15 protein-coding genes and 2 pseudogenes are annotated in these 21740 nt (G+C 69.0%); 10 read left to right on the top strand and 7 right to left on the bottom strand.

Going from position 1 to position 21740, the window contains the following annotated elements; all coding sequences use genetic code 11:
* Positions 1–539 precede the first annotated feature (539 nt).
* The gene (locus ACTWQE_RS01670) at positions 540–1772 is read left to right on the top strand and encodes an eCIS core domain-containing protein (protein ID WP_443326947.1); all 1233 of its coding nucleotides are present in this window, start codon (positions 540–542) and stop codon (positions 1770–1772) included.
* A gap of 431 nt (positions 1773–2203) precedes the next feature.
* Here ACTWQE_RS01670 and ACTWQE_RS01665 read toward each other — a convergent pair whose 3' ends face one another.
* The 3 genes from ACTWQE_RS01665 to ACTWQE_RS01655 all read right to left on the bottom strand — a co-directional run bounded on the left by ACTWQE_RS01665 (position 2204) and on the right by ACTWQE_RS01655 (position 9086).
* Positions 2204–3571, bottom strand: coding sequence for a pyridoxal phosphate-dependent decarboxylase family protein (locus ACTWQE_RS01665; protein ID WP_443326946.1), 1368 nt, complete (start codon positions 3569–3571; stop codon positions 2204–2206).
* 166 nt (positions 3572–3737) lie between these two features.
* On the bottom strand, positions 3738–4934 hold the full coding sequence (locus ACTWQE_RS01660) for a low temperature requirement protein A (RefSeq protein WP_443326945.1): 1197 nt from the start codon (positions 4932–4934) through the stop codon (positions 3738–3740).
* A gap of 636 nt (positions 4935–5570) precedes the next feature.
* Entirely contained in the window at positions 5571–9086 is a 3516-nt protein-coding gene (locus ACTWQE_RS01655) for an nSTAND1 domain-containing NTPase (protein ID WP_443326944.1), read from the bottom strand.
* A gap of 227 nt (positions 9087–9313) precedes the next feature.
* Between ACTWQE_RS01655 and ACTWQE_RS01650 the strand changes: the two are divergent.
* The 7 genes and pseudogenes from ACTWQE_RS01650 to ACTWQE_RS01620 form a co-directional block, all read left to right on the top strand.
* Positions 9314–9415: pseudogene (locus ACTWQE_RS01650) on the top strand (kinase); the annotation flags it as partial.
* Between the two features lie 267 nt (positions 9416–9682).
* A pseudogene (locus ACTWQE_RS01645) lies at positions 9683–9745 on the top strand (hypothetical protein); the annotation flags it as partial.
* An 857-nt stretch (positions 9746–10602) separates the two neighbouring features.
* Positions 10603–11286, top strand: coding sequence for a phosphoribosyltransferase (locus ACTWQE_RS01640; protein WP_443326943.1), 684 nt, complete (start codon positions 10603–10605; stop codon positions 11284–11286).
* Positions 11287–11556: 270 nt separating this feature from the next.
* Positions 11557–11961: a ChaB family protein gene (locus ACTWQE_RS01635; protein ID WP_443326942.1), complete on the top strand. Its 405-nt coding sequence runs from the start codon at positions 11557–11559 to the stop codon at positions 11959–11961.
* Between the two features lie 152 nt (positions 11962–12113).
* Positions 12114–14582, top strand: coding sequence for a molybdopterin oxidoreductase family protein (locus ACTWQE_RS01630; protein ID WP_443327000.1), 2469 nt, complete (start codon positions 12114–12116; stop codon positions 14580–14582).
* Positions 14579–15061 (top strand): hypothetical protein, encoded by a 483-nt coding sequence (locus ACTWQE_RS01625; RefSeq protein WP_443326941.1) that lies wholly within the window; start codon positions 14579–14581, stop codon positions 15059–15061. Before ACTWQE_RS01630 ends, ACTWQE_RS01625 begins: the two co-directional genes overlap by 4 nt.
* Before the next feature lie 652 nt (positions 15062–15713).
* Entirely contained in the window at positions 15714–16271 is a 558-nt protein-coding gene (locus ACTWQE_RS01620) for a hemerythrin domain-containing protein (RefSeq protein ID WP_443326940.1), read from the top strand.
* Between the two features lie 713 nt (positions 16272–16984).
* On the opposite strand, the gene ACTWQE_RS01615 is transcribed toward ACTWQE_RS01620, so the two are convergent.
* The 3 genes from ACTWQE_RS01615 to ACTWQE_RS01605 all read right to left on the bottom strand — a co-directional run bounded on the left by ACTWQE_RS01615 (position 16985) and on the right by ACTWQE_RS01605 (position 18687).
* Positions 16985–17215, bottom strand: a complete 231-nt coding sequence (locus ACTWQE_RS01615) for a hypothetical protein (RefSeq protein WP_443326939.1) — start codon at positions 17213–17215, stop codon at positions 16985–16987.
* A gap of 738 nt (positions 17216–17953) precedes the next feature.
* On the bottom strand, positions 17954–18199 hold the full coding sequence (locus ACTWQE_RS01610) for an ANTAR domain-containing protein (RefSeq protein WP_443326938.1): 246 nt from the start codon (positions 18197–18199) through the stop codon (positions 17954–17956).
* 254 nt (positions 18200–18453) lie between these two features.
* Positions 18454–18687, bottom strand: a complete 234-nt coding sequence (locus ACTWQE_RS01605; protein WP_443326937.1) for a DUF5133 domain-containing protein — start codon at positions 18685–18687, stop codon at positions 18454–18456.
* A gap of 643 nt (positions 18688–19330) precedes the next feature.
* Here ACTWQE_RS01605 and ACTWQE_RS01600 point away from each other — a divergent pair.
* On the top strand, positions 19331–19630 hold the full coding sequence (locus ACTWQE_RS01600) for a general stress protein (protein WP_443326936.1): 300 nt from the start codon (positions 19331–19333) through the stop codon (positions 19628–19630).
* A gap of 303 nt (positions 19631–19933) precedes the next feature.
* On the opposite strand, the gene ACTWQE_RS01595 is transcribed toward ACTWQE_RS01600, so the two are convergent.
* Positions 19934–20848 (bottom strand): DMT family transporter, encoded by a 915-nt coding sequence (locus ACTWQE_RS01595; protein ID WP_443326935.1) that lies wholly within the window; start codon positions 20846–20848, stop codon positions 19934–19936.
* Positions 20849–20920: 72 nt separating this feature from the next.
* On the opposite strand from ACTWQE_RS01595, the gene ACTWQE_RS01590 reads away from it, so the two are divergent.
* Positions 20921–21529, top strand: a complete 609-nt coding sequence (locus ACTWQE_RS01590) for a TetR/AcrR family transcriptional regulator (protein WP_443326934.1) — start codon at positions 20921–20923, stop codon at positions 21527–21529.
* The last annotated feature ends 211 nt before the right edge of the window (positions 21530–21740 follow it).

Genomic DNA, 21740 nt, shown 5'->3' with positions numbered 1-21740 from the left:
GGCCAGGCTCTCCATCCCGAGCACCGGGCCTCATCTCCGCCGAACTGCGGCCAGAGCAGACAGCCCGGCTGCTGGAGCGCACGGCCGGCAAAGTGCGGGAACGCGGGGCGCGTCCGGGGGCCGCATTCCTGGAGTGGGCAGCGGAAACCCTCGCCGTCCGGGTGGACCGATGGCCGCCAGGGCACCTGACACTGCCCTGGCGTACCTGGCCCGACCCCTCGTCAGCTGTGTATGCAGGCAGTCAGTCATCTTCTTCCGAAAGGTCCTCTCCCATGCGAGCAAGAGATTCCGGCAAGAAGTCCGGGAAAGACACGCCAAGCCGTACGGCGGCGCGGGTTGCCGTGCCTCAGGTTGGCTCTGCAGCCGGGGGGATGTCCTTGCAGACCCTCCTGTCCCTGCAGCGCACCGCGGGCAACACGGCTGTGAGTCGTACGATCCAGCAGGTCAGGCACCAACACAGCGCCGGCTGCGGCCACCAGGAGACGTCACCCGTACAGCGCTCCTCCGTCGACGGCGTCCTGCGGAGTTCCGGCCGGCCGATGGACGCACCGGTCAAGGAGGAGATGGAGGCGCGCCTGGGCGCCGACTTCTCCGACGTCCGCCTCCACACGGACGCCGCTGCCCGGAGGTCAGCCGCCGAGTTGGGGGCGCGCGCCTACACCTCCGGCAACCATGTCGTCATCGGCGCCGATGGCGGAGACAAACGCACCCTGGCCCACGAGCTCACCCACGTCATCCAGCAACGCACCGGGCCGGTCACGGGTACGGACAACGGCAGCGGGCTGAAGGTATCCGACCCTGAAGACCGGTTCGAGCGCGCTGCCGAGGCCAACGCGATCCGCGCCATGTCCGGGCCGGTGCCCCATGAGAATCGTCAGGGTCTCGCCGGCGAAGGCGGAAGGGAACCGGCGCAGCGCACCGAACTCCCCATCCAGCGGGCGCGCCTGGCGAGCGGAGGAATCGCGTTCACCAATGTGGCGGTGAAGTACCCGGAGTACGTCGACAAGGCAACACGCATTCTTGAGTTGCTGTCCTCGCACGGTGCCATCAAAAAGTTTCTCGGCGATCGTCGCTGCGCCATCGTACTGGAGAAGCGCACGACGGAGTCTCCGGCCGAGGTGAAATCCGGTGGAGGAGACAGCGTAACCGTCCTCCTTGCCTCGTACTACTTCGAGAACTATGACATCGGCTACATCGCCGGTATGCTCTGTCATGAATTCGGCATACATCCCGTGGCAGATGCGAGGGAGGACGTCAGAACGGAGGAGCCGAATTTCCAGGGATTGCCCTTCCCCGTTCCGGGTCTTGAAGAAACCAAGCAGATGAACACGGACGGTGCGGCACAGGCAGACCACGTGCTCGGCGTCATTCCGAGGAGCCCCCGCTACGAGGTCTACAAGAACGTCACCCTGGAAATGGCGACTCTGCTCTGGCAGGAAGTGCGCGACAACGTGCCAGGTGCCAAGGTGCAGGACGTCACCGATCTTCTGGACTGCTTCCTGATGGACGTGGCCTCCATCGCGGCGACCAATGACAACCGGCTTCTCGCCAGGCCCGGAAAGTCCGGCTCGCAGGAGGTCCGGCGGGACATCGCCAAGGTCTACGAGCGCTACAAGGAATTGCTGTCCACCGACGAGTCCCTGGACGCGCGGATCGAACCGTTCTTCCCGCCGGAGAAGACCCCGGAGGCCGTCAAGCAGGACTTTCTGACACTCGCCACGAGAATAGCGAAGGGAGCGATCAGGGCGTGGAGCATCAGCAAAGATAGTTGAGGTGCGCCCGGACGTGGCGGCGGAAGCATCGGCCTGGGAGGGGCAGGCCGGGGGTGTTCTTCCCGCGTGCGCCTTCGTGGACACCGCCTCGGCGACGGGGCCTCGCCCCACGGGCTGTCGCGCCCACAGCACTGGCCTTCCCGCGTCCGCGGCGATATCCGGCCGGGCGCCCCCGTGGGGTACGGTCCGGGTCTCCTGGGCGGGGCGTCGGCGACGCACGCCGCCGGAGGTCGGCGCGGCGCCACAAGGTCGGTGTCCCGCCAGGTCCAGCCGTCCGGAGGACGACCGGACCTGGCCTTGACTGACCGACATCGCCGGGCCGACGAGCCCGGCCACAGACCCGGCCACGCTCGCCACCCGTTCCCGGTGTCCAGATCGGTTCGTGCTCCCTGGTCGATTCGGGCGGCCGCCTCGGGATGGCGGCTTCCGCATCAGGTGCTGATGGATGCGCGCCGGATCGCGTCGAGTGTGCGCGTCACGTCGTCGTCGGTCGTCGACCAGTTGCTCACCGAGATCCGCATGACGCGCCGGCCGTGCCAGGTGGAGCCGCTGATCCACGCAGTGCCATCGTCGAGCAGCCGGGTGAGCACCCGTTCCGTGCGTTCGTCGTTGCCGAACTCGGCGCAGACCTGGGTGAATACCACGTCGTTGAGGACGGCCGCGCCCTCGATCTCGGAGATGCCGGTAGCGAAGGCGGAGGCGTGGCGGCACAGCCGCTCGACGAGGTCGGCCACCCCCGATCGGCCGAGGGACCTGAGTGCGGCCCACACGGTGAAGGCTCTGCCGCGCCGGGAGAGCTCGGGGACCTTGTCGATGGGGTCGCCGTGTTCGTCCTGGATGAGGTAGTCGCCGTGCAGGCCCATCGCTGCCCGGACCGCGGACGGGTCGCGCACGATGGCGAGGCCGCAGTCGTAGGGGACGTTGAGGGTCTTGTGGGCATCCGTCGCCCAGGAGTCGGCGTATGCGCAGCCCGCCGTCAGGTGTGCGTAAACCGGGGAGGCGGCTGCCCACAGTCCGAAGGCGCCGTCGATGTGCACCCATGCATCTGCCTCGCGAGCGGCACGGATCGTCTCGACGAAGGGATCGAAGGCGCCGGAGTGGATGTCTCCGGCCTGGAGGATCACGATCGTGGGGCTCTGCCCGCCGGCCGCCAGGGTGTGCCGCAGGGCCTCGGGCTCGATGCGTCCTTGATCGTCCGCTCTGACCAGTTCGGGTCTGCCGAGTCCCAGGTAACGCAGCGCCAGGTCGACGGTCATGTGGCGGTCCTCGCCGACGATGACGTGTACAGCTGGCCCACCTGAGAGTCCGTCGCGGGCGACGTTCCAGCCGGTGCGCCGCAGCACCGCGTCGCGCCCGGCGGCGAGGCAGGTGAAGTTCGCCATCGTGGCACCTGTGGTGAAGCCGACGGCGCTGTCGCTCGGCAGGCCGAGCAGATGGAGCAACCACGCGCCGGCGATGTCTTCCGCCGCCGTGTACGCGGGCGAGACGGCGCGCATCACACAGTTCTGGTCCCAGGCACTGACCAGCCAGTCTGCGGCCAGCGCGGCCGGTTCAGTGCCCCCGACCACGAACCCGTAGAAACGGCCGCTGGGAAACGCGGTGAGCCCCGGATCGCAGGCCGTGACCAGCAGGTCGACGACGTCGGCGGGAGCGCTCGGACCGTCGGGCAGTTCGACACCGAGCGCGCGCACGATCTCCTCGACCGAAGCGCGGGCGGGAACCCGGCGATCGGACAGGCTCGCCAGCCAGCGGACGGCATGGCCGTATGCCTGTCGCAGCGCCGTCTCGCGCGCGTCCATACCTCGGACTATGAGACAGCCGCCGCCACCACGCAAGCCACGACTGGCAGGGTCGCTCGGCGAACCGCACCGCGGTGGCTCGACGCCGTCCGGAGCCGGGCTCCTGCTGTGGGGCTTCAAAGCCGGCGACGACCGCCGTGCTCGGGCGGCCGTCCGCCCTGGGGATTCACACCGCCCGGGAGGCGGGGGACGGGTGCGGCTCTCGGCGCTGGGCAACCGCCACGGACGCCGCGACCAGCGCGGCCACCGCCAGACCGGTGGCAAGCACCGGAACGCTGGTGAAGGTGAGGGCGAGGACCACCACCGCGGTGCCCGGCACCAGCAGCGCGTGCAGAGCGAAGGCGTGCTGGGGGCGGATGTGCAGCAGGTAAACCACGAGCAGGAAGACCGCCACCGGAATCGTGACCGACGCGCCCGCGGCAGCTCCCGAGATCTGAGTGTGGTGCGTGGCGTGGTCGACGTTGACCGCCAGGCCCGCGCCGGTCGCGGCTGCCGAGCCGAAGACCAGGTAGTGGCCGTAACCCCAGACGAAGGCGGCCCGGTTGGAGTTCAGGAAGCGTTCGGCGGGCTTGGCGAAGTACAGCCACCACAGCGACAGCACGATGAGCAGACCGCCCGCCGCCACGGTGTAGAGACCCCCGGTCGCCTCGCCGGCGCCGACGGCGTGCTGCACGGCCGTGGTCGCCGCCAGCACCGACTCGCCCAGGACGATCAGCGTGAACAGTCCGTACCGCTCGGCGATGTGATGCGGATGCCAGGCCGTCCGCCCGGCGCTCTCGGCCCAGACCGGGACGGCGAGATCGAACAGTGACAGCAGTGCGAAGAGCGGCATCCGTGAGCCGACCGGCATGAACAGCCAGCCGATCCAGGCGCTCTGGACCACGACGATGCCGACCACGAAGCGCATGGCCGTCGCCCGGCCTTCCGGGTGCGCCCGGGCGGCCCGAAGCCACTGCGACACCAGGCCCAGGCGCATGACGGTGTAGCCGACGACCGGAAGGACGAAGTCATGCTGGGCGAAAGCCCGCGGTACACCGGAGGCAAGGACGAGGACCCCGGCGATCTGCACGAAGGTCGCCAGCCGGTACGGCACGTCGTCCACGTCGTACGCCGACGCGAACCAGGTGAAGCCCATCCACGCCCACCAGATGGCGAAGAACACGGCGAGATAGCTGAGGACTCCGGTCGCGGCATGGTTCTCGCTCACCGCATGATGGAGCTGCGCCCCGACCTGCGCGACGGCGACGACGAAGCACAGGTCGAAGAGCAGCTCGAGCGGGGTCGCTCCCCGATGCGGTTCGTCAGGATCGCGCGCCGTCATCGTCCGCAGCCACGGTCTGAACAGCTGGGCTCGGTCGCTCATGCTTCATTCTGCGGCGCGGCGGCTCAGAATTCGTTGTCAACGCTCAACCATCGCCGACACAGGGCAACGCGGTCATACATCCCCGTGCGTGCCAGCATGACATAGAAATAGAACAAGCAATCTCATGCGGTCGACGGTGCGGCGTCGACCATGTTGAACCCGCCCCTCGCCTCATGCTCTCCACGCCAGGACGGTGACGCTCGCCGCGTCATCGAGGTGCATCCACGACCTGTGGCCGGTGCCGCGCCCGACGAGCGGGAACTGCCGCTTGCGCACGGCTCGACCAGGTCATCCGTGGCGCCCGGACCGTAGAACCAGCCGTATCGCAGGGCCGCGCCACCAGCCTTGACGACCGCCTCCTCGACGTTGCGGATCGACTCCATCCCCCCGGGCGCGCCGCCGTCCCCGTCATCAGGTCCAGCGGGTCCTCCTCCGTCTTCACCGATCCGCCCTCGCGGATTCCGTTCCAGCTGGGCCCGCGTTGTCGGCGTACGTGCTGCTCACAGGCCACCAGGTGCGCTGGTCACCGACGTCGAGGCTGCGGTGCACCACCGGGGCCACGGGCAACTCGCCTCACAGCCGTTCAGCGGCGGAACCCCAGCCGCCACGAGGCGTACCAGGCCGGATCGCGGGGCACTACGGCAGGCCATGGCGCCGGCGTTCTTCTCTGCTGAGCGCACGGCTGGTCCGGCTGTGCGCCCGGTCGATCAGGGTCCGCAGATCCGGGGCGACCGACCAGATGCGGACGGTCTTGTCCTGGGCGGCCGTGGCGACCCGTGCGCCGTCCGGCGACCAGGCCACGCTCTCGACTCCGCCCGAGTGCACTCCGAGGATCAGCAGCTCCACGCCCTGGTCGACGTCCCAGATCCGGGCGGTGCCGTCCGCGGAGGCGGTGGCGGTGAAGCGGCTGTCCGGAGACCAGCACACATCCCGGATGATGCCGTCGTGGCCACCCATCGCGCGCAGCTCGGTGCCGTTCTCGGCGGCGTAGATCCGCAGGGTCTTGTCGTTGGAGACGGAGGCGATACGGCTGCCGTCCGGGGACCAGGCCACCGCCTGGACGAAGTCGGCGTGCCCGGTCAGGCAGTGCAGCTCCGCTCCGGTGTCCGCGTCCCAGACCCGCACCGTTCGGTCGGGTACCCCGGCCGAGGCCAGCCGGGTGGAGTCCGGTGACCAGCAGACGTCATGGACCAGGTCCATGTGGCCGACCAGCGTGCGCAGGAGCGACCAGGTGCGGGTGTCCCACACCCGCACGGTGCGGTCGTTGGAGGTGGTGGCGACCCGCGTGCCGTCCGGGGACCAGGCGATGCCCTCGATCCGGTCGCGGTGTGCCTGGATGGTGTGCAGGGCTTGGCCCGTCGCGGCGGACCAGATGCGCACCGTGCGGTCGTTGGAGGCCGTGGCGATCAACTGGGCGTCCGGCGACCACGCCACGTCCCGGACCGGATCCCGGTGCCCCTCCAAGGTGTGCAGCGCCGTCCCCGCCTGGACGTCCCACACACGGGCGGTGCCGTCGAACGAGGCGGTGGCGATCTGCCGCCCCTGGGACGACCAGGCGGCCGCCTCGACCAGCGCCTCGTGGCCGCGCAGCACGACCACGTCGTCCGGGCGCATCAGATCCCAGATCCGGCCGGAGCCGTTGTTGGCGACCGTGGCGATCCGGGCGCCGTCGGGTGACCAGGCGACGTCACGCACGACGCTGTGGTGCCCGTGCAGGGCCAGCAGTTCGGTCCCCGTGGCCGCATCCCACACGCGCGCGGTGCAGTCGCTGGCCGCCGAGGCGAGCCGCGTGCCGTCCGGCGACCACGCGACGGACTGCACCAGGTCCTTGGAGACCGGCAGGACGAGGGTCTCCTGACCCGTGGCGGCATCCCACACGCGGATCGTGTGGTCGTACGCGGCGCTGGCCAGGAACCGCCCGTCGGGCGACCACGTGACGGTACGCACCAGTTCCTGGTGCCCCTCCAGCGTGCCCAGCTCGGTCCCGTCGGCCACGTCCCAGATGCGCACCACACGGTCCAGACCGCTCGTCGCCAGGCGATCGCTGCCCGGCGCGAAGGCCACCCCGTGGACGAAGCCCTCGTGGCCGGTCAGTACGGCGATCTGCCGCGCCGTCGCCGCGTCCCACAAGCGGACCGTGCCGTCCTGCGACGCGGTGCCCAGGCGTTTCCCGTCCGGCGACCAGGCCACACCGCGGATGTTGTCGGCGTGGCCGGTCAGTACCGCACCGGGAGATCCGTCGTCGGACGACCAGATCCGGGCGGTACCGTCGTGTCCCGCCGTCACCAACTGCCGGCCGTCCGGCGACCAGGCGACCCCGTGCACGAAGCCGCTGCCTGCCTCGATGACCAGGTTCACCGATCCGTCTCCAGCCCGCCACACCCGAACCGTGCCGTCGTAGCAGGCGGAGGCCAGGCGCTGACCGTCCGGCGACCACACCACCCGCTGAACGAAATCCGTGTGGCCCGTCAGCGGAATGCACATCCGGGTCGAGGCCAGTGCGGTGACCAGCGCGAGCCGTGCCAGGTCGGTGTCCGCGGCCTCCTCGAGCGCGGCCAAGGCCAGCAGCAGACCGTATTCGGGATCGTCCTCGACAGCAGCGAGAGACCGCTGTGCGACGGACTCGGACAGCCAGCGCATAGCAGCCTCATCGGCCCGACGGGAGGCCTCCAGGAACTCCGCCACGACCGGTCGGTCGGCCGCGACGTCGGGCTGCCGCGTCATCCATGCCAACGCGCGGCGCAGCCGCTCGTCGCGCAGCAGGTACGAGTCGTGCCGGCCTGCCGCGGCCCACTCGGCGCCCCAGCGCTCCACATCGGATGCGAACGCCAAATCCACGGCGACCACCTCGATGGCCTGCTTGAGCGGATCCCACTGCCGGAACAGCGCCTCGTGGGCCACCCGCAGCACCGGCTCGCTGCCGTCACCGTCGCTGACCAGCAGTCGCTCGGCGAGAAACGCCTCCACGACGTCCTGTTCCTTCGGCCCCAGCGTCTCCCGCCGAACCGGGCGCTGCGAGGGCTGGCCCTCGGTGATGGTCACGAACTTCAACAGGGTCGGCAGCACCGGAGCGTCGGGGTCGGCTGCGGTCAGGTCGGCCAGGATGAGGTCGGCCCGCTCGGTCAGCGCCCCGGCCACCCCGCCGATCGCCTCATAATCCTGAACGGTGATCTGCTGACCACGACCCGGCTCGGGAGCCAGCGCGTGCAGGGTGTAGGCAAGCAGCGGGAGCGCGTCACCGCCGCTCGCCTCATTGACGATCAGATCCGCCAACCCGGGTTCGAAGGCGATCCCCGCCCGTGCGGCCGGCTCGGCGACCACCGTGAACAAGGACCTACGGCGCACCGGTCCGAGGATGAACGTGTCCCGGAACAGGTGGGCCTGCGGCAGCGACCCAAGGCGCGTCAGAAACTCGGAGCGAAAGGCGAACAGCACCTTCAGCCGCTGGTCGGCAGCCAGCGCCGCGTCGAGCAGGTCGAGCAGCGCGTCCCGCTCCTCGTCGGCGACCAGGGTCAGCAGCTCCTCCGCCTGGTCGATGGCGATGAGCACCGGCCGTGGGCCTCCGCGGTGCCGAGCGCGCACCGCGTCCAGATGGCGGCACAAGGAGGCCGCGCCCCCGTCGCGCAGCTCGGCCTCCAGCGCCGCCGAGGTGGTGCGCGGCAGCAGGATGCTCAACGCCTGCGCCAGCCCGGTGAAGGGGTTGGTGTCCGGTGTGAACGGGCCGACGGTGATCCACTGGGCTCGCCGGGCAAGTTGCGGGAGCAGACCGGCCCGGAGGAGGGAGGACTTGCCCGCCCCCGAGGGGCCGGTGAGCACCAGAGTCGGGGAACTCTGTGCCCGGGAGGGAGGGTTGATCCTGCGGCTGAGGGCGGTGATCTCCTGGTCCCGCCCGAAGAAGACACTGCTGTAGCGTTCGTCGAAGGCTTCGAGTCCGGGATAGGGAGAGATCGGCGCGGACCAGGACAGCTTTCGGGTCGTGATGGGATCGTCCAACTGGCTCAGCCACCAGCTCAAGGCGATGAAGACCCCGCCCGTGAACACCAGGGCGGGGATCGACCACCGCTGCAGGAAGGCGAGGGCGTACGGCGGGTTCTCGACATTCGTCGCGTAGTTCATCGACAGGCCCAGCAGCACTGACAGGACACACGACAACACTTGACTCGCCCGCGTGAGCACATGCCGGTACACGAAGTACCCCGTTCCCCATGGGAGTTGGCCAGCATCTGGAGCCAGATGAATACCCCCGGGGGAACGGGCGATTCTGCGCCGGGCCGGAAACTTCGGCCACGTCGCTGAGCAAGGACCCTGGTGCGGTCCGGGGACATGAGCAGGTCCGGGAACTCCCTGGCAGCAGTGGGGACGTTCAAGTAGCGCCAACAGGCCGGGCCCTCGTCGGCCGGAACAACCTTCGCCGGATCGCCTTGCGAGAGCGGGACCGGCCGGGCGCGGCGAACGTCGGCCTGATCGACACCGTCGCCCGCTGTGGTGGATGCGTGCCATGGCGGCGAAGGCCGGCGCGGTCAGGGGCTGCCTGTGGCCGGTCCGCAGCAGAGTGGAAGCCCCGGCCCCTCCTCTTCGGCGGCCGCTATACGGGCGGATCGAGCTGTTTCGAGGTCGTGAGGACGGCGTACCCGGGTACAGCGTGGCGGGCGCCACCAGTGACACCCGCTTACCTCATTACGGCGAGGAGAGAACGATGGTGCAGCGAGTTCGCCAGATCATGACGGCACCTCCCGGTGTCGGTGGAGATGCAGGCACCGGTGGTTGCCGTTGCCAGGCAGATGGCCGACGAAGACATCGACGCTGTGCTTGTTACTGAGGGTGACCAGCTCCGTGGTCTGGTCACGGACCGGGACATTGTCCTGCGCCTGGTCGTCGCTGATCACTGTGAGAAGCGCGAAGGGCCCGCCACGTCCCAACGAGAAGGGCCGCGGCTGGAACCCATCGGGCCACCAGCGTGCATACCGGGCGGTGGGAGGGCTACTCGCACTGCGACGGACGGCCGGAGGGAGACGATGACGGTGCTGGCCTCGGAGGCGGTTTTTTATACCCCACCGACGGATCGCCGACGACTTGGCGATGCCTCCGCGGGCCTGGGCGGTGGTGTGCTGAGGGATCTGCTGACCGGACAGAGGGAGCAGGTGGATGTGGTCCTGGAGCCACGCTCCTGTTCGCGGAGCCGGGTGCCTTGGAGGACGTCCGTGGCGGCGTGTGAGTGGTTCTGGCATCTGGTGGGGGAACACCACACCGCCGACGGCGTCGTCCTGGTCGGTTTCGGCTCCCGACAAAGGCGCTGTGATCGCCTCCGACCGCCGGCGAGGCCGCGCCGACGCGATACAGGCCCTGGCGGCCCGCAAGTCGGCCTCGAGGAGCTGCTGCACCGGGCGCTGCCCGACGAGGCAGCGCCTGGCGCGTGTTCCGGGCCGATCAACAGGGCCGCTGGCTGTGGGAGGAAAGCGGCCACCGTGCGATCGGGGTCGTCCACCGTCCGGAGCCGGGAGTGGGGCAACCATGTGTCCACCACGCCCGGTGAACGCTATGACGCCTGCTGCTTCCTCGATCGCATCAGTGCCCTCACCCCGTTCCACCGCCACTGCCGGCACAGGCGAGGAGGAGACCTGGCCCACCGGTGTGCAACACGGGCCAGGCATGTCAAGGAGGACCACCTATGCGCTTCCACGACCACCGGCACGCAGGCGAGGAACTCGGCCTCCGGCTTCTCGAATGGGCAGCCGACGGCGAAATCGCCAACCCGGTCGTTCTGGCACTGCCGCGCGGGGGCGTCCCCGTCGCGGCGGAAGTCGCCCGAGCTCTCAACGCGCCACTGGACGTGCTGGTGGCCCGCAAGATCGGCGCACCCGGCCATCCGGAAATGGGCATCGGGGCGATCGCAGGCGAGGACCCCCCGGTGTACGACAGCCGGGCCCTGGAGATGCTCGGCCTGGTGGAGGACGACCTTGCCGCCGATGTTGCCCGGGAAAGGGCCGAGCTGCACCGCCGTGAAGAGCTGTACCGCGGTGGACGCCCCGCGCCCGATGTCGAGGGCCGGACCGTGATCCTGGTCGACGACGGGCTCGCCACCGGTGTCACCGCGCGCGCCGCCCTGCGCCACCTGAGGGCCAAGAATCCGGCCCGCCTGATCCTGGCCGTGCCGGTCTGCGCTCTGCAATCCGCCGAGACCGTCAGGCCGGATGCCGACGACCTCGTCTGCCTGCATCAGCCAGGCTCGTTCCGGGCCGTCGGAGAGTGGTACGAAGAATTCGCCCAGGTCTCCGACAACGAGGTGATCGCCACGCTGCGCCGCCCCGGCGCCTCATCAGCGCAGCACCCCAGCCGGCAATCCAGGGCCTGAACCGGGAGCCAGGGCCCGAGGGCCTGGCGTCCCCTCAGCCTGTCCGGCCTCCGCAGCCCGACGGCGGCGGCGCCGTCGGGCTGCGGAGGCAGGCGAGATTGAGCGGTGTGACGGCATCTAGCGATCCGGTACGGAGAACGTCACCCCGGCCTGCGTCCCGGCCTGCGTCCGCAGGCCGGAACGACGCGGGGGTGCCAGCAAGCGCAGGGCGGTGGCCGTTTCGGCCGGAGCGGCCAGGGCACCCGTCCTGCATCGCATCGGAGGTGGACCATGCCAGGACGCGAAGAGCTTCCTTCGACGCTGGAGCGCTCACCCGAGGACGCGCAGCGCACCTGGATCAAGGCCCATGACTCGGCTGTGGAGCAGTACGGGGAGGGCGAGCGGGCCCATCGGGTCGCTTTCAGCGCGCTCAAGCACACATACGAGAAGGTTGCAGACCACTGGGAGCGGAAGGAACGGGGCCGTAAGGGCCCGTCGGACCCGCGCGCCGCAACGCCGCGACACAAGCCGGCCCCCAGTGGTGAAGGCGTTGACGAGAACGCGACCAAGCAGCACCTGTACGAACTGGCCCAGCGTCTGGACATCAGCGGCCGGTCAGGAATGAGCAAGTCCGAACTGCTGGAAGCGATCCGCAAGGAGAACCGCTCGAGGACACGCGAATCCCGTTCCCGATAGAACTGCGAGACATGACGCCACGGTCCCCATGGGCGCCCATCAGGCGCGTCCGAGGCCACGACAGCGGAGGCGGTCGGCCAGGAACCGGGGGTGTGGTTCCCGCCATCCGGGGGCACCCATGCACGGTCGCAGCCGTGGAGTGGAGGGCAGTGATGGGCCGGAGCGACCGTATCGCGGAGCCGTGGGGGACGCGCACCCCCTATGGGCGGGGGGAGGAGTGGCCGGTACGGGTGGACAGTCGGCTGGAGGAGGGCCTTACCTCTGAGCGGGTGGACCGGTGGGTGCAGTCGGCGTCGGTCATGCATTCCAACGGGGACGGTTTGGACATCGCTGTCATGGACGGGCGGATCGTCGGGGTACGGGGCAGGGCCGGCGACCGGGTCAACCACGGGCGGCTGGGGCCCAAGGACCTGTTCGGCTGGCAGGCCAATGCCTCCACGGACCGGCTGACCAGGCCGCTGGTACGGGAGGGCGGCAAGCTGGTGGAGACGGACTGGGACACCGCGATGAGCCGGGTGGTCTCCCGGACGCGGGAACTGATGGACGGACGAGGGCCGTCGTCGATCGGTTTCTACACCACCGGTCAGCTCTTCGCCGAGGAGTATTACACCCTGGCTCTGATCGCCCGGGGCGGTCTGGGCACCCATCATCTGGACGGCAACACCAGGCTGTGCACGTCGACCGCTGCAGAGGCCCTGAAGGAATCCTTCTCCTGCGACGGGCAGCCCGGCTCGTACACCGATATCGACCACGCCGACACCATTGCTCTGTTCGGCCACAACATGGCCGAGACCCAGAGTGTTCTGTGGACCCGGGTACTGGACCGGCTGGCCGGCCCCAATCCGCCGACGCTGGTCTGCGTCGACCCCCGCCCCACCGTGGTGGCGCAAGCGGCCGACGTGCACCTGGCACCGCGCCCCGGCACCAACCTGGCTTTGATGAACGGGCTGCTGCGACAGATCATCGACCGCGGCTGGACCGACCGCGACTACATCGACCGGCACGTGGTGGGCTTCGAGGAACTGAAGGACCGGTTGGAGCCCTACACCCCGGAGAAGGTCGCTGACATCTGCGGCGTCCCCGCTGAGGAGATCACCGAAGCCTCCCGTGTCCTGGGCACCGCCGAGAGGTTGTTGTCCACGGTTCTCCAGGGGTTCTACCAGTCGCACCAGGCCACCGCCGCTGCTGTACAGGTCAACAACCTGCACCTGATGCGCGGCATGCTGGGCAGTCCCGGATGCGGGGTGCTGCAGATGAACGGGCAGCCCACCGCCCAGAACACCCGGGAATGCGGCGCCAATGGTGACATGCCCGGGTTCCGCAACTGGGAGAACGACGCGCACGTGGCGGACCTGGCACGGGTGTGGAACGTCGACCCCCTGCACATCCCGCACTACGCCCCGCCCACCCACGCCATGCAGATGTTCCGTTACGCAGAGGAAGGAACCATCGGCATGCTCTGGGTCAGCGGCACCAACCCGGCGGTCTCGCTGCCGGAGCTGAGCCGCATCCGCTCCATCCTGGCCCAGGACCGCCTCTTCCTCGTCGTTCAGGACGCGTTCTTGACCGAGACCGCACAACTCGCCGACGTCGTACTGCCCGCGGCCATCTGGGGTGAGAAGACCGGCACCTTCACCAACGCCGACCGCACCGTCCACCTCTCGGAGAAGGCCGTCGAGCCGCCCGGGGAGGCCCGCTCCGACCTGGAGATCTTCTGCGACTACGCCCGGCGGCTGGACCTTCGCGACAAGGACGGGGGACCACTGGTTCCCTGGAGCGGCCCCGAGGAAGCCTTCGAGGGCTGGAAGGAATGCAGCCGGGGCCGTCCCTGCGACTACACCGGTATCACCTACGACAAGCTGCGTGGCGGCCGCGGCATCCAGTGGCCGTGCAACGAGGACCATCCGGAGGGCACCGAACGCCTCTATGCCGAGGGAAGGTTCTGGAGCAAGCCCGAGGACTGCGAGAGCTACGGGCGAGACCTGGTCACCGGGGCGCCGCTGGAGGAAACCGAGTACCGGGCCCTGAATCCCGAGGGCAAGGCGGTGATCAAGGCTGCCGACTATCTGCCGCCCCACGAGACGCCCAGCGATGAGTACCCGTACTGGCTGATCACAGGCCGCACCCTGTACCACTTCCATACGCGGACCAAGACCGCGCGGGCCCCGCAACTGCAGGATGCGGCCCCCGAGGTATGGGTGGAGGTCAGCGTCCGTGATGCAGCCGCGCACAGTGTTGGCGAGGGCGACATCGTGGAGATCACCACCCCGCGCGGCGCGGTACGGGCCAAGGCCCGCATCAGCGGTATCCGCGAGGAGGTGCTGTTCCTGCCCTTCCACTACGGCTACTGGGACACCGCCCCTGGATACCGCCCCGGCAGCCAAGGACGCGCAGCCAACGAACTGACCCTCACCGACTGGGATCCGGCGTCCAAACAGCCGATCTTCAAGACCGCCGCAGCCCGGCTGCGACGCATCAAGGCCACCGGCACCCCGGCACCCGCGCCCACCACCACGGCGTCGGCCCCCATCACGGCCGACGCCGCTCCTGCCACCCGCGGTGGCGCGGCCGGGGAAGCGGAGGAGTACCTGCCCCCAACCTTTCCGGGACGCGCCCGATGAAGCTCCGGATAATCCTGTACGAGGTGCACCGCAGCGAGAACGCCCTCGCCCTGCAACTGCTGCGTCTGTCCGAGAGGCACAAGTCCGACCACGAGGTCCACCACGTGGCCCGCGATCTCGCGGCCTGGTCCCGTCAGCACGTCCGCGAGCTCGCCGAGACTGCCGCGGACCACGGCCTCCGCCTCGATCACGAGCCCAACGATGAGTGGTCCCCGGCCGCATGGCTGCGCGAGAAGAGCAGCGAACTCGCCGGCCGCCGCGCCCAAGCCGGCCTGCTGCTCCTGCGCGGCCTCCGCACGACGTATGTGAAGGCCGCCGCGGCTTCCCTGGACTGGGAACTGCTGGCCCAGACCGCGCAGGCGGCCAAGGACGCCGAATTGCTCGCGCTGACCAAGCGCTGCCACCCGCAGACTCTGCGCCAGCAACAGTGGGCGAAGGCGATGATCAAAGTCATCTCGCCCCAGGTACTGACGTCCTGAACGGCGCTCAGCAGTACCTTCTCTTTCCAGGGGACGCTCACTGCAGGCGGCACTCGCCCGTCACCCTGCCTGGTGGTCGGCGCTCTGACGGGCACTGGCCATTGCGCGGCAGGTCTTCTCCGTTCAACGCGGCGGCGCCCGTCATGGACCGGCGGGGTACGGCCGGAAGGAGATCCGGGGAAGAGCGTCGGTGCCGAGGGGCCATACCCCCAGAACAGTCCTCACGGCTGCGATCACGCCCGTCGTCCATCGGTTCCCTCTCCGCGCCTGATCGGAGGCGCAGGCGGAACCGTGAGGCGGGGCGACAGCGAGCGTGACGGCTGGGGGCCAGGCCTTCGGTCCTGGTGACCCGCACGTACCTTTTGTACGGGCACATGTGCAGGCGGGAACGGCGCGCCGGCGAGGAGGAGCGGTGGCACCTGACCTCCCTTGGCACCGGGTGCGCGGAGAGATTCGCCCGCCGACGGCTGGGCAGCGGTCGACGAGCCGTGGAGGCCGGCCTGCCCGAAGCTGTGCGCAGGTGCCGCCTCGGCTGCTGCCCGAGGCATCCGGGGCAATCCGCGCAGTGCGGTGTTACGGGCTGCGATGCCCGGGAACCCGTTCTGTCGGTATCCGGACGGCCCGGTTGCCGAGTATCGGAGGGCAGCAGGGAATGGGACATGGCGGCGATGTCATCGCGGAGCTGACCACCGATCACCGCGAAGTGGATGACCTCTTCGAGCGGTTCGAGAGGGCGGCGCCCGGCGGTGCCGAGCGCAAGCGTCTGGTCGACATGCTGACCATCGAACTGGTGCAGCATTCTGTGGCCGAGGAGCAGCACCTCTACCCGGCGGTGCGCGAACATCTGGAAGAGGGCGACGCGCTGGCGGACAAGGAGATCGCCGATCACGGCCGCGTGGAGCAGCTCCTCAAGGACCTCGAGGGGCGCGCCGCCGACGACCGCGACTTCGACCGGCTGGTCGTCAAGCTCAAGACCGAGGTCACCGCGCACGTCAAGGACGAGGAGACCAACCTTTTCGTACGGCTGCGCGAGGGGTGTCACCCCTTCGTCCTGGAGAGCCTGGGAGAAAAGGTCCGCAACGCAAAGAAGACGGCCCCCACCAGGCCACACCCCAGTTCCCCCAGCACTCCGCCGATCAACAAGCTTCTCGCCCCGGGCCTGGGGCTGGTCGACCGCGCCCGCGACTACGTCACTGGCCGGGGCCAGTAACCGACCGCACTCATCGCCGGAGGAGAGGCACCAGTTCAGGCGTAAGGGACCGGGACGGCCCGCTGCGCCGCGCCGCCCCCCGTCCCGTCCGGAAGAAGTCCCGTGCCTCGGCAGTTCGCCGGCCCGCCGCGTCCGCGGCCTCAGCGCCCGAGGCGGCGGCCGTAGGCGTGCCGGGTACCCGGCTGAGGAGCGAAGGGGATGCCGTTGCGGACCGTGCGCCCGTACCAATGCTCGGATCTCCCTTGCTGTACCGAGTGCATGCTCGCACGGCCCGGTCGGCGAAGGTTTTCGGCGTTCCAGTTCGGCCTGGTCGACAGCTCCTGGAACGGCGGGCGCCGGCGGGTGCGGCTCCCCGTGGCGCAAGAGGAGCCGATGACGCTCATACAGGTGACACCCGCCGCCCTTACAAGCTTGCCCGGGTCTTGGTGAGTGCGGTGGTCGGGACGCTGCGTTTCGGGTCACGATCGGCGGCGGCTGCGGCCGCCTCCCGCCTCAGGCGGTAAGGAGCCCCTCGCGTCAGGGGCGCTCGCCGGACAGCCTGCTGCCGCGCGGTGATGAGCACTTCGTCCACACCCTGGATCCCGATGGACGCGCACGAGAGCAGGAGGCGTCCGTGAGGGCGGTGCGAGGTGTCGCGTGCCGTACGGCGCGTGTACGCAGGCGGGGTCCGGCTTGGGCGTGATGGCCTCGCCGAGTCTTCCGCCGCAATATCGTCAGCCGGCGAGCCGGGTGCGCAGCAGTTGCTTGCCCAGCTCGGCGCCCTTGCGGCTGTCGGCTTGAGCTTTGCGGAACAGCTCCACCACCTCGGTGTCGTTCTGTCGTTCCGCGTCCTGGATGTAGGTCTCCATCCGCAGCGCATTGCTCAGGCACGCCTCGACGTACCAAATCAGGTTGTAGTCCTTGTCCTTGGTGCCGGTGACCTCGCCGGTTTCGCTGGTGCTCATGTGTGACCGTCCTCCAGGGCTTCGAATGGGCTTTGCTGGGTCTGACCTGATCGCCTGATCGTTGTGCCACCGAATGGGGTCGGCTTCCGGCGTCTTGAGGAGGTGCCCGAGGGCCGCCCGCTCGGTACTGGCAGCAGACAGACCGTAACCAGGTGCCGGCGGTGGTGTTGTATTCGCCGTCCGGGCTCAGACCGCGGTTCACACCAATGGCTCTGCATCGTGTGGAGGGGAAGGCCCGGTGCGCGAGGTCAGTCCTGCGAGCGGTCCTGTCGCAGCTCGGAGCGCTGTCCAGCGTGTGCGGGTCCGCCTGGCGCACGCCGCAATCACCTGCCACTGCAGAATCTCCGACCCCGGAAGCCGGGAGAAGCCGGGGGACAGGAGCGGAACGAGGCGGGCGTGGGACCTCCGGACGGCCAGGAGCCGACGGCACGTCGTCCCAGACCAGCACTCTCGGAACAGAACCAGCTCGGTCAGCAGCGGCCAGTGCCGACGATCAGGTCGGCCCGCCGAACGAGAAGGTGGCATCCTCGCTGAGATCACCCATCCTCCCGGCCTGGCTCAACTAGCCCAGAACCCTGGAGGAGATCAACTTTCAAGCGCTCGTGACTATTCGGCCGTCGCTGACAGGGCTGCGCCTCGCGGCTCCGTCCGCTTCAGGGGGGTAAAAGCGGGCCGGTGACCGGACGAATCCGGACGACCGTGGAAAGGGGGGCGCTCCGTTCCACTGATAGAGAGCCGCTACCGCCGGGCACGGATGCGGGTCAGTGCAAGTCGCAGTGCGGTGGCCACGGGGTCCTCCAGCGGAGCACCGTTGGTGCTGGCCACAAGGTCGCGGGCGATGCCGTGGACCTTGAGGTTGGTGTTCTGGGAGGCATCCACCAATACCTCGAAGGCCTGGTCAGCGGTGCAGGAGCTGATGGCCATCAGCGTGCCTCGGGCCTGGTCGATCACCGGCCGGGACTGCAACGCACGTTTGAGCTGCACGTTCTCCTGGCGTAGTCGCTGAATCTCCTCATCACTCTCTGCCGGCGACGCGCTCGGGGTGGTCCCGGTCGCGGCCGACAATTCGCTGAGCGAGTAGGTGATGGGTGAGGGCTCACGCCGTGGGCGTGCACCTGGGCGGCGAAGGTGGTTGCGCCGCGCGTAACGAGGCATGTCTCTCACCTCTCATCTCGTGGAGGGGAGCCGGCCCGTTCGTCTGCAGTCCAGAGGCCGGCAGCCGGCAGCCGGCAGCAGGGTCAGGAAGCCGTCGGGGAGTCGCTCTGGAGATGGCCCAGATGGTCCTGAAGCTGTTGGCGGGCAGCGATGAGGGCGTCTTCAATGTTCAGGGTTCCGGTCGCCACGCACAGGGTGTAGGTGACGTCCTCCAGCCGTTGCCGGGCCTCGGGTGCCCCTGCATGCGCGTGGACGGCATCGAGGGTCTCGTACTGCTCGAGCAGGTTCCGCAACACTGCGGGGTGGGCCATCAGCACAGCCGTCTCCTTCCGGAATACGCAACCACTTCGGTGGGCCGTCTGCCCGGCGCACGCCACCGCATGCGCCATGCGGGGAAGCCGCCCCCTGCGCAGCCGCCCCACCCCTGCGCCCTCGCGAGACCAACAAAAACGAGCCCAACTCTCCCCGAGCGGTGCTCATTCCGCTCCCGAGTCTTGCCTGGGCGTCTCTACCGCGGGTTGATTCGGTGAGCAGCCGGTTCTCCGGCACAGGGCCAATGGTGATCTGCCGGTGATGCGGTGGAGAGACCAGGACTGCGCCTCATGTCGGCCCGTTCGCATCACGCGGAGGCTTTGCGCTGTACTGCGCACCTGGTGGCGCACCTGGTGGCGCATCCGGTCACCGCGCCCGTGCCCAGCGGGGGGACACTGCCCGCCCTGGGCTCACCGCAGCGGCTGGTCGCATCCTGGCGCCCGGCCCGTCAACGTCCGCAGCCCGCCGCTGATGCCGAGGCCCCCGGCTCACCGGCTGCCCGCTGAACGAATGTGCTCGTCTCCGCAGTGTTGCAGCGGGGCGCTGACTGCCAGTCAGCAGAAGGTGGCGAGAGTGCCGAATAGGCCCTGTCGTGTCGGGCACTCGCGAGGTCGTAAGGAACGCACGATGCGATTGAAGGGAGCAGTCATGGCTGCGTCCAACAACCCCGGGAACTTCGCGAACGATCCGCAGCGTGCTTCGGAGGCCGGCCAGAGGGGCGGTCACGAGAGCAGCGGGAACTTCGCGAACGATCCGCAGCGTGCTTCGGAGGCCGGCCAGAGGGGCGGTCACGAGAGCAGCGGGAACTTCGCGAACGATCCGCAGCGTGCTTCGGAGGCCGGCCAGAGGGGTGGCCACGAGAGCAGCGGGAACTTCGCGAACGATCCGCAGCGTGCTTCGGAGGCCGGCCAGAAGGGCGGTCACGAAAGCGGCGGCGGGCGTCAGTAACGGCATCCAGGAACCCGCGCACCGGCGTGGTCGCGTGGCGGGTCCGGTCTTCCCATACCGGGGCCGGGCCCGCCGCGTCATGGCAGGGTGCCCGCTGAGCGGCAGTCGACCCGCCGAGCGCGGGGCCCTCGTCTTCGTGATGTCCCCGTGGGCACAAGGCACTTATCCAGGCACTCCGGTGGATCCAGGTTGGGAACTGGAGACACCCAGCGTGAAGAAATGAAGGCAGCCGCGGGGACACGTCAAAAGGACTGGCCGGCCAGGGCGGCCTTGCGGAAGATGCGCCACCAGCCTTCCTGGGGGTCAGCCAGCAGGCGCCGACGTTCGTATCCCGCGCACACACCTGGTCGATGAGGTGTCACCGCGATGGACGATGACCACTCCTGCGAGGCCGAGGGCCAGGCCGAGAGCGGTCTGCGGACCGAATGGTTCACCAAACATGAGGGCTCCCCAGACTGCCGTGACCGGGACCATGAGGAACATGAGCGTGTTGACCTTGGTGACTCCAGAGCGCCTCAGGAGGAGCCAGTAAATTCCGTACCCGCCGAGAGTCGACAAGACCACGAGCCAGGTGATAGCGGCCCAGAACGAGATCTCAGCGGGCGGCTTCGCAGCTCCGGCACTCACGGCAAGTGCCGTGAAGACGACGGCACTGGTGGTGCAGTGGACGGTCATCGACACCGCGGGCGCGACCCGTCTGCGGGACCGATCTTCGAGGAATGTAGCCGCTACCAGCGAGAACATGCCGAGGAACGGTATGAGGTAGGCCCACCAGGCCACATTGGCGCCGGCTGCGGCATCGGCCATGGTGACGATGGCGACACCGCTCACTCCCAGGCACAAGCCGAGCCACTGCTTGCGCGAGAGGTACTGACGCAACAACGGTCCGGCAAGGGCTCCGGCCACGAGGGGCTGGGCGCCGTCGATCAGGGCCGTGGTGCCGCTGGAGACCCCGAGTTGGATCGCGTAGTAGACGGTGAGCAGATAGCCGCTCTGGGACAGCACGCCGATCATGGCCTGCCGGGCCACGTCCCGCACCGCGAGGCCCCGCCACGACAGTCTGGCGACGGCGGCGGCAACGACGATCAGGATGACGGCCAGTGGCAGGAACCGCCACATCAGGATCGTCACTGCGGACGCGCTCCCAGCGCCGAGCTTGGCGCCGATGAACCCGGAACTCCAGCAAAGCACGAAGGCGGTCGACAGCAGGAAGTTCACGTCTCACCCCCTTTAAACAGATCGGTATACCCGAAGCCTCGCTCACTATACAGATCTGTATACTGCTGAGACATGAGCACTGCAGAGGAGCTGCGACGGACCAAGATGACGCCTGCCGCGCTGCGCGTCCTGGAAGCCGCTGCGAGGCTGTTCTACGAGCGCGGCATCCATGCCGTCGGCGTGGACCTGATCGCTGCCGAGGCCGGGGTGACCAAGAAGACCCTCTACGACCGGTTCGGCTCCAAGGAACAGATCGTGGTGGAGTACCTCGCGGACCGCGACGAGCGCTGGCGGGCCTTCCTCGCCCAGCGCCTCGACGCCGCAGAGCCGGCCCCGGCGGCGCGCGTCCTGGCCGTCTTCGACGCCTCCCGCACGTGGTCGGCGGAAAACGGTTCCAAGGGGTGCAGCATGGTCAACGCCCACGCGGAGATCAGCGAGCCGTCCCACCCGGCGTACTCGGTCATCACCGGGCAAAAGCAGTGGATGCTCGACCTGTTCACCCACCTCGCCGGGGACATCGCCCCAGACGGGGCCGTGCATCTTGGCCGAACACTCATGCTGCTTCACGAAGGAGCTCTCGTCGCCCACGGCCTGAACATCTTCGCGGACCCCATCACCCACGCCCGCGAACAGGCGAAAGCTCTCCTCGCCGCTACCAGGGACGCAGCCCTTCGTTGGTGAGTTGCGTCAGCTGAAGCGCTGAACCCCGGCTCCGCCCCCTCCTATGGCTGGATTCGGGGGTCCCTGATCCGCGATCGTCGGTGGTACCGCAGGGCAGCACTGGCCCCTGGCCACCAGCGGTCCATCGCACCGTGGTTGGCCGGTTTTCCATACACGTGAACGTCCCCAGCCGGTTACGGATGAACGTGGACGGTTTCCTGATGCGCCTCGC

The organism is Streptomyces sp. 8N706, assembly GCF_052245415.1.
Classification (GTDB): domain Bacteria; phylum Actinomycetota; class Actinomycetes; order Streptomycetales; family Streptomycetaceae; genus Streptomyces.
Note: the sequence above shows the minus strand (reverse complement) of the source record. Positions and strands in the feature narration are given on the sequence as shown.

What these genes read in the sequence shown, in the direction of transcription:
- ACTWQE_RS01670 (WP_443326947.1), top strand. Translation starts at nt 540, where the DNA reads ATGGACGCACCGGTCAAGGAGGAGATGGAGGCGCGCCTGGGCGCCGAC.
- ACTWQE_RS01665 (WP_443326946.1), bottom strand. Translation starts at nt 3,571, where the DNA reads ATGGACGCGCGCGAGACGGCGCTGCGACAGGCATACGGCCATGCCGTC.
- ACTWQE_RS01660 (WP_443326945.1), bottom strand. Translation starts at nt 4,934, where the DNA reads ATGAGCGACCGAGCCCAGCTGTTCAGACCGTGGCTGCGGACGATGACG.
- ACTWQE_RS01640 (WP_443326943.1), top strand. Translation starts at nt 10,603, where the DNA reads ATGCGCTTCCACGACCACCGGCACGCAGGCGAGGAACTCGGCCTCCGG.
- ACTWQE_RS01635 (WP_443326942.1), top strand. Translation starts at nt 11,557, where the DNA reads ATGCCAGGACGCGAAGAGCTTCCTTCGACGCTGGAGCGCTCACCCGAG.
- ACTWQE_RS01630 (WP_443327000.1), top strand. Translation starts at nt 12,114, where the DNA reads ATGGGCCGGAGCGACCGTATCGCGGAGCCGTGGGGGACGCGCACCCCC.
- ACTWQE_RS01625 (WP_443326941.1), top strand. Translation starts at nt 14,579, where the DNA reads ATGAAGCTCCGGATAATCCTGTACGAGGTGCACCGCAGCGAGAACGCC.
- ACTWQE_RS01620 (WP_443326940.1), top strand. Translation starts at nt 15,714, where the DNA reads ATGGGACATGGCGGCGATGTCATCGCGGAGCTGACCACCGATCACCGC.
- ACTWQE_RS01615 (WP_443326939.1), bottom strand. Translation starts at nt 17,215, where the DNA reads ATGAGCACCAGCGAAACCGGCGAGGTCACCGGCACCAAGGACAAGGAC.
- ACTWQE_RS01600 (WP_443326936.1), top strand. Translation starts at nt 19,331, where the DNA reads ATGGCTGCGTCCAACAACCCCGGGAACTTCGCGAACGATCCGCAGCGT.
- ACTWQE_RS01590 (WP_443326934.1), top strand. Translation starts at nt 20,921, where the DNA reads ATGAGCACTGCAGAGGAGCTGCGACGGACCAAGATGACGCCTGCCGCG.